Annotated in this window: 14 protein-coding genes; 7 read left to right on the top strand and 7 right to left on the bottom strand. The window is 60.9% G+C overall.

The window, feature by feature from the left end:
• Positions 1-59 precede the first annotated feature (59 nt).
• The 7 genes from purF to TL5118_RS03600 all read left to right on the top strand — a co-directional run bounded on the left by purF (position 60) and on the right by TL5118_RS03600 (position 6,299).
• A complete protein-coding gene (purF, locus tag TL5118_RS03630) occupies positions 60-1,514 on the top strand; it encodes an amidophosphoribosyltransferase (protein WP_058243977.1) in 1,455 nt (484 codons plus the stop codon).
• A gap of 150 nt (positions 1,515-1,664) precedes the next feature.
• Complete coding sequence (locus TL5118_RS03625) at positions 1,665-1,937, top strand: hypothetical protein (RefSeq protein WP_058243976.1); 273 nt, start codon at positions 1,665-1,667, stop codon at positions 1,935-1,937.
• 151 nt (positions 1,938-2,088) lie between these two features.
• A complete protein-coding gene (locus TL5118_RS03620) occupies positions 2,089-2,664 on the top strand; it encodes a DUF2199 domain-containing protein (RefSeq protein ID WP_058243975.1) in 576 nt (191 codons plus the stop codon).
• A 59-nt stretch (positions 2,665-2,723) separates the two neighbouring features.
• Positions 2,724-3,371, top strand: a complete 648-nt coding sequence (locus tag TL5118_RS03615; RefSeq protein ID WP_058243974.1) for an SDR family NAD(P)-dependent oxidoreductase — start codon at positions 2,724-2,726, stop codon at positions 3,369-3,371.
• A gap of 133 nt (positions 3,372-3,504) precedes the next feature.
• Positions 3,505-4,296 (top strand): 5'/3'-nucleotidase SurE, encoded by a 792-nt coding sequence (surE, locus tag TL5118_RS03610; protein WP_058243973.1) that lies wholly within the window; start codon positions 3,505-3,507, stop codon positions 4,294-4,296.
• A complete protein-coding gene (locus TL5118_RS03605; protein ID WP_058243972.1) occupies positions 4,293-4,943 on the top strand; it encodes a protein-L-isoaspartate(D-aspartate) O-methyltransferase in 651 nt (216 codons plus the stop codon). Before surE ends, TL5118_RS03605 begins: the two co-directional genes overlap by 4 nt.
• 177 nt (positions 4,944-5,120) lie before the next feature.
• Positions 5,121-6,299: a peptidoglycan DD-metalloendopeptidase family protein gene (locus TL5118_RS03600; protein WP_058243971.1), complete on the top strand. Its 1,179-nt coding sequence runs from the start codon at positions 5,121-5,123 to the stop codon at positions 6,297-6,299.
• A 146-nt stretch (positions 6,300-6,445) separates the two neighbouring features.
• On the opposite strand, the gene TL5118_RS03595 is transcribed toward TL5118_RS03600, so the two are convergent.
• The 7 genes from TL5118_RS03595 to TL5118_RS03565 all read right to left on the bottom strand — a co-directional run bounded on the left by TL5118_RS03595 (position 6,446) and on the right by TL5118_RS03565 (position 14,748).
• The gene (locus TL5118_RS03595) at positions 6,446-7,900 is read right to left on the bottom strand and encodes a DEAD/DEAH box helicase (protein ID WP_058243970.1); all 1,455 of its coding nucleotides are present in this window, start codon (positions 7,898-7,900) and stop codon (positions 6,446-6,448) included.
• A 245-nt stretch (positions 7,901-8,145) separates the two neighbouring features.
• The gene (locus tag TL5118_RS03590; RefSeq protein ID WP_058243969.1) at positions 8,146-9,099 is read right to left on the bottom strand and encodes a glycosyltransferase family 2 protein; all 954 of its coding nucleotides are present in this window, start codon (positions 9,097-9,099) and stop codon (positions 8,146-8,148) included.
• A 10-nt stretch (positions 9,100-9,109) separates the two neighbouring features.
• Positions 9,110-10,906: a glycosyltransferase family 2 protein gene (locus TL5118_RS03585; RefSeq protein WP_058243968.1), complete on the bottom strand. Its 1,797-nt coding sequence runs from the start codon at positions 10,904-10,906 to the stop codon at positions 9,110-9,112.
• Positions 10,907-10,956: 50 nt separating this feature from the next.
• Positions 10,957-11,565 carry a hypothetical protein gene (locus TL5118_RS03580; RefSeq protein ID WP_058260745.1) on the bottom strand — a complete coding sequence of 203 codons (609 nt, stop codon included), beginning with the start codon at positions 11,563-11,565 and terminating at the stop codon, positions 10,957-10,959.
• Positions 11,531-12,484 carry a glycosyltransferase family 8 protein gene (locus TL5118_RS03575; protein ID WP_058243966.1) on the bottom strand — a complete coding sequence of 318 codons (954 nt, stop codon included), beginning with the start codon at positions 12,482-12,484 and terminating at the stop codon, positions 11,531-11,533. Before TL5118_RS03575 ends, TL5118_RS03580 begins: the two co-directional genes overlap by 35 nt.
• An 88-nt stretch (positions 12,485-12,572) precedes the next feature.
• Positions 12,573-13,028, bottom strand: a complete 456-nt coding sequence (locus TL5118_RS03570; protein WP_058243965.1) for a hypothetical protein — start codon at positions 13,026-13,028, stop codon at positions 12,573-12,575.
• Between the two features lie 112 nt (positions 13,029-13,140).
• Positions 13,141-14,748: a peptide chain release factor 3 gene (locus TL5118_RS03565; protein WP_058243964.1), complete on the bottom strand. Its 1,608-nt coding sequence runs from the start codon at positions 14,746-14,748 to the stop codon at positions 13,141-13,143.
• Positions 14,749-14,825: the final 77 nt, after the last annotated feature.

The raw sequence follows: 14,825 nt of genomic DNA, 5'->3' as shown, positions 1-14,825 counted from the left end.
GTCCTATACGGGGGCCAACTGCCAGCGAACGGATTCGGAGCATCCCCTTGTCCAAGCCTATGCCCCTCGCCCACCCCTTTGATGACGACAAGCTAAAGGAGGAGTGCGGTGTGTTCGGCGTCGTCGGCGTTGCTGATGCCGCAAACTTCGTGGCCCTCGGCCTGCACGCTTTGCAACACCGCGGCCAAGAAGCCGGCGGCATCGTTGCCCATGACCCCGAAGACGGGTTCAACAGCGCACGCCGTTTCGGCTATGTGCGCGATAACTTCACCAGCCAGTCGCTGATGAAAACCCTGCCCGGTCCGCTGGCCATTGGCCATGTGCGCTACTCCACTGCTGGATCCAAAGGGGCTGCCATCCGTGATGTGCAGCCTTTTTTTGGCGAGTTCTCGATGGGCGGCGCGGCGATTGCCCACAACGGCAACATCACCAACGCCGAAGCCCTGCGCAAAGAGCTGATCGAGCGTGGCTCGATCTTCCAGTCCTCCAGCGACAGTGAATGCATCATCCACCTGATGGCGCGCTCGCTTCAGCGCAACATCCCTGAGCGGATGGAAGATGCGCTGCGCCGTGTCGAAGGCGCCTTCTCGGTTGTGGCGATGACCCGCACCAAGCTGATCGGCGTGCGCGACCCACTTGGTGTACGCCCGCTGGTGCTGGGCAAGGTCGGTGACGGCTGGGCGCTCAGCTCGGAAACCTGCGCGCTCGACATCATCGGTGCCGAATTTGTGCGTGAGATCGCGCCGGGCGAAATGGTTGTCATCACCGCCGAGGGCGGCGTGGAGAGCCACTTCCCCTTCCGCCAACAAGCGTCGAAGTTCTGTATCTTCGAACATGTCTATTTCTCGCGCCCCGACAGCATCATCGGCGGCCGTTCGGTCTATGAAACCCGCCGTCAGATCGGTGTGGAACTGGCCCGCGAAGCCCCTGTGGAGGCCGATCTGGTCTGCCCCGTGCCGGACAGCGGAACGCCTGCGGCCATCGGTTTTGCCCATGAAAGCGGCATCCCCTTTGGTCTGGGCATCACCCGCAACCAATATATGGGCCGGACCTTCATTGAACCGACCGAGCAGATCCGCAACATGGGTGTGCGCCTGAAGCTCAACGTGAACCGCGCGCTGATCAAAGACAAACGGGTCATTCTGGTTGATGACTCGGTGGTGCGCGGCACCACCTCGCGCAAGATCAAGGAAATGATCCTTGATGCAGGTGCTGCTGAGGTGCATTTCCGCATCGCCTCACCGCCCACCGCCTGGCCCTGTTTCTACGGTGTCGATACGCCGCAGCGCGAAAAGCTGCTGGCCGCCACGATGAGCGAAGAAGAGATGCGCAAGCACCTTTCGGTCGACAGCCTAAAGTTCATCACGCTTGATGGCCTCTATCGCGCCGTGGGCGAAGCCGATGGCCGCTCCAAATCCTGCCCACAGTATTGCGACGCCTGTTTCAGCGGCGAATACCCGGTTGTGCCAAGCGATATGATCGAAAAAGGCTTCCAGCTGAAAGCCGCTGAATAAGCGCAATTTGATCTAAATACGAAACATTCAGGGGGCCGCGTGCCCCCTGTTTTTTGTCCGTTTCAAGACAATCACAACACTTCTGAGGCACCGTTTCCCGGCTCGGCACAGTTCTTGCCAAGCTTTCCTGGTGTAGTGGAGTAACCCGTGATGTCTGTTCGAGGCCGGCTGGAGCGCAGCCTGACAATTGACGCTGCCGCGACCGAGCGGTCTGCGCTGCCGATGGGCCATGCCAGCCTGCTCGGCACGATTCTGACGCCCGAGGGCCCGCGCGCCTATGTGCATCTGGGTGCTGGGCGTATTCACAAGGTGCGCCCGGGTGACATACTGGAGGGCGCTGAGGTAACCGCCATCCACAGCGGCGCGCTGACCCTGACCCGCGGGGATGACCAGCGTCAGATGCGCCTGCCTGCCACCACCTAAGCACCGCCTAAGCGCCGCCCCTCCCCTTTCATCGTTCCCAAAATACTCCCGCCGGAGGCTCCGACCTTTCGGCCCGCACCGGCTTCTTACTTGCAGCGCCCGGCCCCGCCCCATACCGTGGCGCCAACAGAAGACAGCAACGGTGTGCCCGATGGCCCTACTTGATCTTGATGCCCGCTGGCGGCGTTTCAATGACCCCAACCGCGTGATGCCGGGCTCCGATCAGGGGTTTTCCGGTGTCTTTGACATTGGCTTTGATCACCCCGGCCCCTGGCCGCATGAGGCGCGCGACGACCAGCCTTTTGTGAAACAGGGGGAGGATCAGCTGACCGCCGACCTGTGCCGTGCGGGTGAACAGCGTTTTGTCCGCGTGGTCATGAGTTTCCCCATCCAAGGCGCCGACGATGAGGCACTGCATGTTACGCCCTGGGTCGAACTTTCGCCCGAAGCCTTCTATGCCTATCTCGACACCTTTGATGGCGCGGATGCCCCGGCGGTGGATGATGCGCCGGCGACGCTGGTCAACCAGCTGCCTGGCTTTGAAGATGAAACCGAAGATCCCCTGCCGGTCCTGCTGCATTTCCCCGGCCCTGAGGCCCGCCCGATCGCGCTGGCGCAATCTGGTAAGCTGGCGGAGGCGCAAGAAAACGGGATCAGCTTTGATCAGCTTCTGGATATCTACGCCGCCTTTGGCCAGGACATCCGCCCCCATCTGCAACACGACTAAGCAGCGCAGGGCAGCGCTTTGCCCTTGACCTCTTGCCCAATAGGCCGCACATCCCCGTCATGACACAGAAAATCGCACTCATCACCGGCGCATCGCGTGGCCTCGGCGCAGGCCTGGCCGAAGCGCTTTGCCAAAGCCACCACATCGTTGCCGTGGCGCGCACCACCGGCGCGCTGGAAGAGCTGGATGACCGTATTCAGGCCGCAGGCGGACAGGCCACCCTGGCCCCGATGGACATCACCAATCCCGATGCCATGGCACAGCTCTGCCGCTCGATCTATGACCGCTGGGGCGCGATTGATCTGTGGGCCCATGCCGCAGTGCATGCCCCCCCCCTGTCCCCGGCGCAGTTCATCGACGCCAAGGATTGGGACAAGTCGGTCAACATCAATGTCACCGCCACCGGCCGTCTGATCACCTATGTTGCCCCGCTTCTGGGTGAGGACGGCACCGCACTGTTCTTTGAGGACGCGCGCGGCGGGCAGAAGTTCTTTGGGGCCTATGGCGCCACCAAATCCGCGCAGATCGATCTGGCCCGGTCCTGGGCGGCGGAAACCGCCGCCACCGGGCCCAAGGTCCATATCCTGCAGCCCAAGCCCCTGGCCACCGCCAACCGCGCCCGTTTCTTCCCCGGCGAAGACCGCGACGCATTGGCCAAACCGGCGGAAGAGGCCAAGCGCCTGCTAGCAGGTCTGGGCGTCGCTTAAGAACAACACAGCGCCCACGCCATTGGCGGGTGCCCCTTGCGGGCGCTTGCCCCATTCGCGCCGCTCCCCTACTAAAGGCCTGAAGACATAAGGCAGATCGCCCCATCAGGGGCTGAGGGTAAGGGGCACAGCCATGCGTATTCTGGTCACCAACGATGACGGCATCAACGCCCCCGGCCTAAAGGTGCTGGAAGCAATCGCGGGTGAACTGGCCGGCCCGGACGGTGAGGTTTGGGTGGTTGCCCCGGCTTTTGAACAATCCGGCGTTGGCCATTGCATCAGCTACACCCACCCGATGATGGTCGCCAAACTAGGCGAACGCCGGTTTGCCGCCGAGGGCAGCCCCGCCGACTGTGTGCTGGTCGGTCTGCATGACGTGATGAAAGACACGCCGCCGGATCTGATCCTGTCTGGCGTGAACCGCGGCAACAACTCGGCCGAAAACGCGCTCTACTCCGGTACGCTGGGCGGCGCGATGGAGGGGGCTTTACAGGGCGTGCGCGCCATTGCCCTCAGCCAATATCTGGGGCCGAAAACCTATAACGCTGAAAACCCGTTTGAGGCCGCGGCGGAACACGCCGTGCCCCTGTTGCGCCAGATCCTGGAACAGATGCCCGAACAGGAAGAGGACTATCGCCTGTTCTTCAATGTGAACTTCCCGCCCTGCCCGGCGGCCGAGGTGAAAGGCGTGCGTGTGGCGCCGCAAGGCTATCGTCGTGGCCCTGGCTTTGCGGTAGAGCCGCACACCTCCCCCACTGGTCGACGCTACCTGTGGGTCCGTGGGGGCGATCAGCGTCGCCCCACCCTGCCCGGCACTGATGCGGCGGTGAACCTTGATGACTATATTTCCGTCACCCCAATGCGTGCGGATCTGACCGCCAATGACGCGCTGGAGCGGCTGAAATCTCTGGAAAGCGACAGATGAGCGAAGACGACATCGCCACACGCAAGATGCAGTTCCTCTTTGCGCTCCGCTCCAAGGGCGTCACGGATCAGCGTGTCTTGAGCGCGATGGAAAAAATTGATCGCGGGCTGTTCATCAAGGGGCTGTTCGCTGAACGCTCTTATGAGGATATGCCGCTGCCCATCGCTTGCGGACAGACCATCAGCCAGCCTTCAGTCGTTGGGCTGATGAGCCAGGCGCTGCAGATCAGCCCGCGCGATAAGGTGCTGGAAGTGGGCACCGGGTCTGGCTATCAGGCCGCGGTCCTCAGCCAGTTGGCGCGCCGGGTCTATACCGTGGACCGCCATCGCAGGCTGGTCGCAGAAGCCCGCGAAGTCTTTGAAGCGCTTGATCTTTCCAATGTCACCAGCATCCTGGGCGACGGCAGCTTTGGCCTGCCTGATCAGGCGCCGTTTGACCGCATTCTGGTCACCGCCGCCGCCGAGGATCCGCCGCCACCGCTACTGGCACAGCTGAAGGTCGGCGGCATCATGGTCTTGCCGGTGGGACAATCAGATCACGTGCAAAGCCTGATCCGCGTCACCCGGACCGAAGATGGATTTGACTACGACGAATTGATGCCCGTGCGTTTCGTTCCACTGGTTGAAGGTCTGGGCCGAGACGCCTAAATAGGCAAAAAGGCGCGCAAATTTGCGTGATGTTGGCCGTTTTGCGCGCAATCGCGTAAAATGGTCGTTAAAGACCAATAAAAGCACACGTTCTAAGATCGCTTGATGATCAACTGGCAAGGCCCCGGCAAACAGGGGTATCGCCTGAGGCAGACCTGAGAGGCAGAGGAAATCGAGATGTCCACACTTCGCCAAAGTCCCCGGACATGGCTTGTCGCCGCCAGCGGGCTGGCGCTCCTCAGCGCTTGCAGTCAACCGTTGGACTTTGACATGCGCGGCAATTTTGGCGGTGCCTTCAACACCGCGGACGCCGCCCAGAATATCACCGCAGATCGCCCCCGCCCTGATGATCGCGGCATAATCTCTTACCCGAATTATCAGGTTGCTGTCGCCAAACGCGGTGACTCGGTCCAGGATGTGGCCAACCGCATCGGCGTCGATGCGCAGGAACTGGCCAGCTACAACGGGCTTGAGACCAAATCGCTGCTGCGCAACAACGAAGTGCTGGCCCTGCCGCGCCGGGTTTCGGAAACCGGTGAAGGGCCGATCCAGCCACCCTCAGGCGTGGATATCGCCGCGCTGGCCGGCAATGCGATCGACAATGCCACACCGCAATCGGTGGAAACCACCACCCTGGAACCGATTGCCAGTAGCAAAGAGGACAATGCCCAGACCGGCGTTGAACCGCTGCGCCATAAGGTGGCGCGCGGCGAAACCGTCTATACCATTTCGCGCCTCTATGGCGTCAGCGTGAAGTCGCTGTCTGAATGGAACGGCCTGGGCCCTGATTTCGCCATCCGCGAAGGTCAGTACCTGCTGGTGCCTGTACCCGCCTCGACCGAGATCAAGACCGCCCGCAGCAGCGATACAGTCCCCGGCCAAGGTACACCGACGCCCACACCGCCCTCGGCCTCCAAACCGCTGCCGAATGAGAAAACCCCAACCGCAAAAGAAGCCGAAGCGCAGGCCAAAGCCAACACCCCTGATCTGAGCAAAGTCCCCTCAGGTGGGCGTTTGGCTATGCCGGTGAACGGTTCGATCTTCCGTGAGTTTTCAAAGGGTAAGAATGAGGGCATCGATTTCTCCGCCGCCCCCGGCACCCCGATCAAAGCGGCTGAGGCCGGCACCGTCGCCGCGATCATCACCAACGCTGAAAAAGTGCCAATCGTGGTGGTCAAACACCCCGACAACCTGCTGACCGTTTACGCCAATGTCGCTGACATTTCTGTCGCCAAGGGGGACAGCGTCACCCGCGGTCAGTCGATCGCCAAGATCCGCTCAGGGGAATCGAACTACCTGCACTTTGAGGTGCGCAAAGGCATCAACAGTGTTGATCCGATGCCCTATCTGAACTGACTGTGCGCATCAGGCAGAGCAACTGATTGACAGCCGTCCCACTGGGCGGCTGTTTTCCTTTGGGCCCCTCTCAGCCCCTTCCCAAGGCATGAAAAAGCTCCCGAAGGGGCCTTCGGGAGCTTCTTTAAGTCAATGGTATGCCATGCTTAGCCGGCGCGGCGCTCATCAAAGCTGAGCGCGATAAAGCTGGGCAGGTGATCGCCCATGCCCACAACGTTGTTGCGGCCGCCTTTGCCGTGTTTGCCACGGTTGCCGCGATCATTGCGGTCACCACGTTCGTTGCGGTTGTCATCGCGGCGGTTGTCATCACGACGATCTTCGCGGCGGTCATCGCGGCGGCCCCGCTTGGGCTTCTCTGCCGCTTTTTCTTCCGCCTGAGGCTGTTCCTGCGCGCCGTCTTTCGGGGCGTCGGCCTCAACCTTGTCTTTGCGACGACGGGTCGGCTTCACATCCTTGATCGGGTTTTCCAGACGCGGGATTTCCTGTTTCACCAGCGCCTCAACGTCGCCGAGGTTCTTTTCATCGCGCGGCACACACAGGGTGATCGCAGTGCCTTCACGGCCGGCACGACCGGTCCGGCCAATGCGGTGCACGTAATCCTCGGCGTGGCCGGGCACGTCGAAGTTAAACACATGGCTGACGCTGGGAATGTCCAGACCACGCGCCGCCACATCCGAGGCGATCAGGAACTTCAACTCACCCGAACGGTAGGCATCCAGGGTTTTCATCCGCTGGCTCTGGTCCAGATCGCCGTGGATCGCAGCGGCATCATAGCCGTATTTGCGCATCGATTTGGCGGTGATGTCCACGTCGGTTTTGCGGTTACAGAAGATGATCGCGTTGGTCAGCTTCTCCCCTTCACCGTCGATCAGCGCCCGCAGCAGGCGGCGTTTTTCGCTGCCCTCACGGTCTTTGCGGCTGGCTTTGAACATCACCACACCCTGGGTGATGGTTTCCGAGGTGGTTGCCTGACGGGCAATCTCGATCCGCTCAGGGGCGGACAGGAAGGTGTTGGTGATCCGCTCAATCTCAGGCGCCATGGTGGCCGAGAAGAACAGCGTCTGACGGGTGAAAGGCGTCAGCGAGAAGATGCGTTCGATATCCGGGATGAAGCCCATGTCCAGCATCCGGTCCGCTTCGTCCACCACCATGATCTGCACACCGGTAAGCAGCAGCTTGCCGCGCTCAAAATGGTCCAGCAGACGGCCGGGGGTGGCGATCAGCACGTCAACACCACGGTCGATCAGCGCTTCTTGTTCCTTGAACGAGACACCACCAATCAGCAGTGCCTTGGTCAGTTTCAGGTGTTTGGAATAGGTGTCGAAGTTTTCCGCCACCTGTGCCGCCAATTCGCGGGTTGGGCAGAGCACCAGCGAACGCGGCATCCGTGCCCGGGCGCGACCGCGCGCCAGAAGCGAAATCATCGGCAGGGTGAAGCTGGCCGTCTTGCCAGTGCCGGTCTGGGCAATACCCAGAACATCACGGCCCTCAAGCGCAGGCGGAATCGCACCGGCTTGAATCGGTGTCGGACTTTCGTAACCGGCCTCCGCAATCGCTTTGAGAACTTTGGGGGCGAGCTTCAGATCACTAAATTTTGTCATACGTATCCGTTTATTGCGGACACTTCGGGCCCGCAGCAGCAGCAGTGGATCGGCCCGGATGGCCTGACGGTTTCCCGCAACTGGATCCTTGATGGAGCGCGGTTTAACGCAAACCCCGTGCTTGGTCAACGAAAGCGCATTTTTCGCCAGTTTTCTGACATCTGAGGGGGGCTGGCGCGGCGTATTTGCCACAGAAGTTAACCCGAAGGTCAATTTCGAGGCGTTTTACCTGCGTGATGAACGGCTTAGCTGGCGGAGAAGTGGCGCTGCCGTTTGTCCGCCAGCCTCAGATCCGCCTCAAAATGCAGCCCATGTGCGCTCAGCCGCTGGATCAGCTCGGGCGACGCAGCGCAAACCTGCTGATAAAACCGCCGCAGCGCCTCCGGTCCGCCGTCATCATCCAGCATCTGAAACAACTCATGCAGGCTCAACCCACCCTCTTCACGCGGCTTGTTCGGCTTCAACTCACTGCGGTAGCTGCCCTTTTCCATGCGGAACCGATAGGCGGCATAGAACTGTTCCCAGCTTTTGGCGTGCATATGCAGCAGTTTCACATCAGCCAGTTCCCGCTGACCGGGGTTCATGTCGTCGCCCACCCAGACGTTGTGGATCTGCACCTTCAGCCGATCCACCCCGGTGCGATAGATCATCTTGCCCGCAACATGGCTGAGGAAACCGCCGTTCAGATGCGCGCCGTAGTCTGGGTAGATCGCCTCGGTCTGCTGACGCCGCTGCGGCTGCGCCACAGTGAACCCTTTGAACTGAACCATATCCGTCTGCGCTGTGTCCTCAAGCGCCAGCGCCTCCCAGGGGCGGATACGGGCGCATTGGCAGGATGCGGGCAATTCGGCCAACACATCGCCCAAGGGCCGTTCAGGCCACAGAAACTCATCAACATCGATGTGGGTCAGCCAATCGACCTGGCCCGAGGCCCTGTTGTAGGCCTGTTTGGCATTCTCAAACTGGCGGGACTGGTGCTTTTCTCGCCGTTTGAACCCACGTTTCTGCCAATAGGCGTCATCGGTTAGAACGGGACGAATCTTGGGGTGATCTGACAGCAGGCGAAAGGCCTCCTGATTGTCGTCATCCAGATAGATGAACAGCCGGTGCGCCCCCAGATCCAAATGATGGGCGCAGAACTCCAGCACCTCATCAACAGGTGCTTTGATGGTTGAAACAACGCCCCATTTCACCGCCATTTACCGCCCCTCACAGATAGGCTTTGGCGTCATTGCCAAAGACCCGCACCACCCGCGCGCTGAGATGCAGCGGATAATCGACCAGCATGCCGTGTTTCGCCAGGGCGGCCCGTTGCGCATCGCCCCCCCCGTTCATTTCCTCATAGAAACGGCGCAGCGCATCCTCGCCGCCCTCCTCCAGCAGCAGATCCACCACATCGCCCATTTGCAGGCGGTCGTTGTCCTCCTGCCGCTGGTAGGACCCGCGGGTCATGCGGAAATCCAGATGTTTGCGGAACTGCGCCCAATCCGGCGCATGGGCGTGACCCAAATAACTGCCTGAGAGCACTTCGATATTTTCGACCTGCGCGGCCTGCCAATGGCAGGCGTGAATGCCAAAGCGCAAGCCGTCCAAGCCGGTGCGCAGACACAGCTTGCCAGAGATATGACCGATGAAACCGCCCGGCAGATGGGTGCCAAAATTCGGGTAGATCTCGCTTAGAACCGCCCGTTTGTGGCCAGCAGCCAGGTGGGTCAGCTTAAACGCCTCCGCTTCGGCAGATGCGCCGGTTTGCAGCATTTCAGCAGGTTGCAACAGCGCGCCCAGCTGATCCCCCGGCACCGCGGCCAGCATATCGGCGACCGAGACGCCTGATGCCGGCAGCAGGAACTCATCCACATCGATATGGCACAGCCAGTCACAGTCCGTCGTGTTATAGGCATGGGTCGCCACCCAGACCTGCCGCATCCGGTGGGTCTTCATCCGGGGCTTTTTCTGCGCGTCCCAATAGGCATCATCGCAGACGGTCAGGGTAATACGCGGATGGCGCGCCAGAATGGCCTCGGCCTCAGGATCGGGCTGATCCAGATAGATATGCAGCTGATGCGCGCCGCGATCGATGTGATAGGCGGCAAATTCCAGTATCTCGCGCACCGGGGCCTTGATCAGCGACACAACACCCCAATGCAGCGGCCTGCCTGCCCGGTCGGCCCGGCGTTGCGGCACCGGCGCGGTGATCTTCTGCCGGTCGGCAGGCATCGAACGCCCCGGCTTGACCTTGCCCTCTTTGCCCTCGGCCTGGCGCTGTTTTTCTTTACGTGCTCGCATGATGTGAAGGCGGCGAAACACCGTTTTGTCGTCATCCACCAGCAAGGTCAGTAGCCGCTGCACCAATGGCGCGATCACCGGATCTTCGCTGCCCTGCTGCCACAGACGCCCCAGCATATTGACATCCAGCCCCCCGGCCCCACCGACGGCAAAGGCATCCATCTGCATCGCCAGATGTTTGCTGGATTTCTTGCGCCAGGGGTGTGGCTGTTCCGGGGGCACAGCGGAATACAAACGCTCGGTCTCATAAAGCTTCATCATGCCAAAGAGGACCGACAGTGCATGCCCGACCGAGCGCTGCACCTCATTTGCCCCGTGATCGCCAAAAGTCGTCGCCGCTGAGACCAGCCAACGTGCATCAAGCCGCGCCAGCAGATACTCGGCCTCCTCCGCCCAGAGTCGCTGAAACAGCGCGGCCGTATGATCCGGTTGCGCACGGCGGCGCAGATGGGCCACCAACAGCCCGTGCAGGTGCAACAGGGCTGGCTGCCCGTCAAACTCTTCGGCAAGGGCGCGGTATTTCCGGGCATAGCCGCTGCGGCTGTCGCCCAATTCGGGGGCGGCTGCCTGCATCGTGACCTGTTTCAGCGCCTGCAGGTCCTGATCCAGCGGCGCCAAGGCCTCGCCATCGTAATAGGTGAACGGATCACGCCGCCCCTCCATCTGGGTCAGGATGGCCGGAAAGCCGCCGGGATAGGTTGTTTTGCGCTGCTCACTCATGGGCAGAGCATGGCCTGAGTTGCCCAGCCTTGCAAGCCATTCACCACCTGCTACGCCGGGACCGAGGGATGCAACATCGGCCGGTAACCCGCTGAAAGCACATCAAGGATTGGTTTCGGCGTCAGAACCGTCACATCCCCCTGCGGGATTGGCTGGGCAGCGCCATACCCTGCCGGGCTATAGACATAGGCCTGTCCCTGCCAGATCAGTGCCGCCTGACCGGCCCGCAGGATGAACGCGCCATCTGGTAGGCCTGACGCGGCAGCCGAAAACCGAACCTGTTGGCGTTGCCGCGTCACCCGCGCCGGATGCAGGATGCGATCAATTTCAGGGGCTGTGGCGGGGCCATTGGCATCGGCCCAAGCCGCCTTGAAGCGCATGGCATCCGTGTGGCGGCAGAAAAGACAGGGCCGATGCCCCGCCGCCAGCGCCACCGCCTCATCCAGGAAAAACAGCGCCGTCCAGCCGCGATTGGGCATGGGGCCATGATAGCGGCCGCGAAACTGCAGCTGGCAACAGACCCAATGCGGATGCTGCCAGCGACTAACCCCAAGCGTGCCATCATCGCGGTGCAAAATACCCCGGTTGCCGGTCATCATCCCCCGTTCAGGCGTGGCGATGATCTCACCCGTTGGCAAAACGCGGTTCTGCAAGGTCATGGGCCGCCCCTTTCCTGAGGTTCCGCCGCCAGAGGTGACGTTCCCAGCGCCAGCGCAGCATCTTGGCCGGGGCCGCACTGCGGCGCCAACGCCACCAGGGTTTCCACGGTTTGCGCGGTCCCGCGTAGTGATAAACTGCGGCCTCATCCTTCAGGCCATGCGCCGCCAGATAGCGGCGATACATGCCCTCAGACACATTGCCCGCCAAACGGTTCCAGCGCAGGGGTAGCTTGGTGATCTCCTCGCCATAGGTTCGGTTGATATGGTCTTGATCCAGCAGCGGATAGTGCGCCGCCTGCCCTATATCGCGCAACCTTGCATAGCGTTCGGCGTCCTGCCGCATCGCCGCGCAATCGATCAGCAACACGCCCGTGTTGACATAGTGCTCAGCGTTGCCCTCGGGGAAATCAGTGCGAAATACATCAAGACCTGCCTCAGCCCGCCGCAGATCCCGTGGCAGCACCGCATCCCCTTTGGCCGATCGCGCCAAAATATCGCAATGCACCTGCTGCGGCAGATCCCGCGCCGCGGCAAGGGACCGCCCCGCCATGTCACTGTGGAACAGAGGGCCCAGATCGCCCCGCACTAAAATATCCGCATCCAGGTACAGAACCCGCCCCTCCACAAAGTCAGGCAAGAAAATCCGCGCCAAAGTGGTTGCCGTCAAATGCCCTGAGGAAATCGACGCCAGCGCGTCATCCCCCAGTTCAAACGGCTGCACGGTGAGGTCCGCCTGCGGGAACAGCGCCACCGTTTGTCGGATCGGCTTTAGCTGTGGCTCGGTCAAGTCAGTGGCCAATAGCAGCACCTCAGTAGCGCCAGTTCGGTGCCGCAACAGCGAATGGAGCGTGACACAGAGCGGCTCAATCAACCCCTGATCAATGGCAAAAGCGACTTGTATGGTATCTGTCTTGGTCATCGAAGTTCTGAAAATCTCTAGATAATTTGCACAAAAAAGCCGGGGAATTCCCCGGCTTACCCTTCACAACACGACCCTGTTTTTCAACTTAATTCGTTGGTGCCAGCACAGAAGCCTTGGTCAAAATCGCCGCCTGCCAGGTTTCCGGGTCACGCACCGCCTGCAGATCGCCGCGCAGGGTGATTTTGCTGGGCGCCTCAAAACCGGGAATGGGATCTTCCAGCATCACCTGCAGGGTGGCGCCGTGATCCCCACTGCCGCAGAGCGGGCATAGCCCCATGTCTGACACCAGCAGCAGTTCCTTCACCGTTTCACCGGGATAGGTCGGCACCGCAAAGCCGGTGATTTCAACCCCTTGCAGGCCTTTATCGATTTCAGCAGGCAGCGATTTCTTCACCTCATAGGTGGTTTCGGTCACCACCTCTTCGATCTCGATCTGATCCAGCAACTGCCAGACATCCACCTGCGCCAGCGCGGGCGGCGCGGTGAAGGCGGCGCTGGTGGCGCCAAAGGCACTCATCAGGGCGAAACGGCTGCTTTGCATTTTGGAAACTCCTGCCTGTTTTGCGACAGATGTTATAGTATACACTTTACAAGGGAAGCAAAAATTTCTGCATGAAAAAAGGTCAGGCAATTTCTTGCCTGACCTTTTGATGTTAGACCATCATTTCCTTGGTCGCCGACAGTGTGATGTCGGGATAATCCCGTTCCACCCGGTCGATGTCCCATTGCAGGCGGGTCAGGTAAACAACATCACCGTCGTTATCCAACGCGATATGCTGTTTGTTGGCATTGACGAATTTATCCACCGCATCCTTTTCCCCATGCACCCAGCGGGCCGAGGTGAACTGCGACTGGTCAAACCGCACCGGCAGGCCATATTCCAGCTCAATCCGGCTGGCCAGTACCTCAAACTGCAGCGCGCCCACAACGCCCACCACAAAGCCCGAGCCGAAGCTGGGTTTGAAGACCTTTGCAGCGCCTTCCTCGGCAAATTGCATCAGCGCTTTTTCAAGGTGTTTGGCCTTCAGCGGATCGCCCGCACGCACGCCTTGCAGCAGTTCCGGCGCAAAGGATGGGATGCCCGTGACGCGCAGCGCCTCGCCTTCGGTCAGCGTGTCACCAATGCGCAGCTGGCCGTGGTTGGGGATGCCAATGATGTCACCGGCCCAGGCCTCCTCGGCCAGTTCACGGTCCGAGGCCAGGAACAGCACCGGATTGGAAATCGCCATCGGTTTTTTGGTGCGCACATGGGTCAGCTTCATGCCACGTTTAAAATGGCCGGATGCCATGCGCACAAAGGCCACGCGGTCACGGTGCTTGGGGTCCATATTGGCCTGCACCTTGAACACAAAGCCCGCGACCTTTTTCTCTTCCGGCATCATTTCGCGCGGCTGGGCGCTTTGCGGCTGCGGCTCTGGCCCGTATTTGCCGATGCCCTGCATCAGTTCCTGCACCCCGAAGGAGTTGATCGCCGAGCCAAACCAGATCGGGGTCATATGCCCCTCCAGCACGGCCTGCGGATCCAGCGCGGGCAGTAGCTCACGCGCCATCTCCACCTCTTCGCGCAGCTGGTCGATCAGCTCGGCGGGCACGTGCTCTTCGATCTTGGGATCATCCAGACCTTCGATCGAGATCGACTCGGCCACTTTGTTCCGGTCGGCCCGGTCCATCAGCTCCAGCCGGTCGTTCAGCAGATCGTAACAGCCGATGAAATCACGGCCAACCCCGATCGGCCAGGAGGCCGGGGTCACATCAATGGCCAGGTTCTCCTGAATCTCATCAATGATTTCAAAGGTGTCGCGGCTTTCGCGGTCCATCTTGTTACAGAAGGTCAGGATCGGCAGATCCCGCAGGCGGCAGACCTCAAACAACTTCTGCGTCTGGCTTTCCACACCTTTGGCGCCGTCGATCACCATCACCGCCGCATCCACCGCCGTCAGCGTCCGATAAGTGTCTTCCGAAAAGTCCGAGTGACCGGGGGTGTCCACCAGATTGAAACGGAATTCACCGAAATCAAACGACATCGCCGAAGCCGAGACCGAGATCCCGCGATCCTTTTCCATCTGCATGAAGTCCGAACGGGTCCGCCGCGCTTCGCCTTTGGCACGCACCTGCCCCGCCATCTGAATCGCACCACCATAAAGGAGGAACTTTTCCGTCAGCGTCGTTTTACCTGCGTCCGGATGCGAGATGATCGCAAAGGTACGGCGGCGCGCAATCTCAGGCGGCAATTCGGGGCGGTTTGTAGCGGTGTCCAACATGAAGGCGCATATAGCCGGGGTTGGCTGCTCTGGCAATGGAGGACGCTCAAGGGGGCAGCACAGGCTGCCCCCTTGGT

Origin of the sequence: Thalassovita autumnalis, from assembly GCF_001458255.1 — a bacterium.
Classification (GTDB): Bacteria; Pseudomonadota; Alphaproteobacteria; order Rhodobacterales; family Rhodobacteraceae; genus Thalassobius; species Thalassobius autumnalis.
This window is presented reverse-complemented; position numbering and strand designations above follow the sequence as displayed.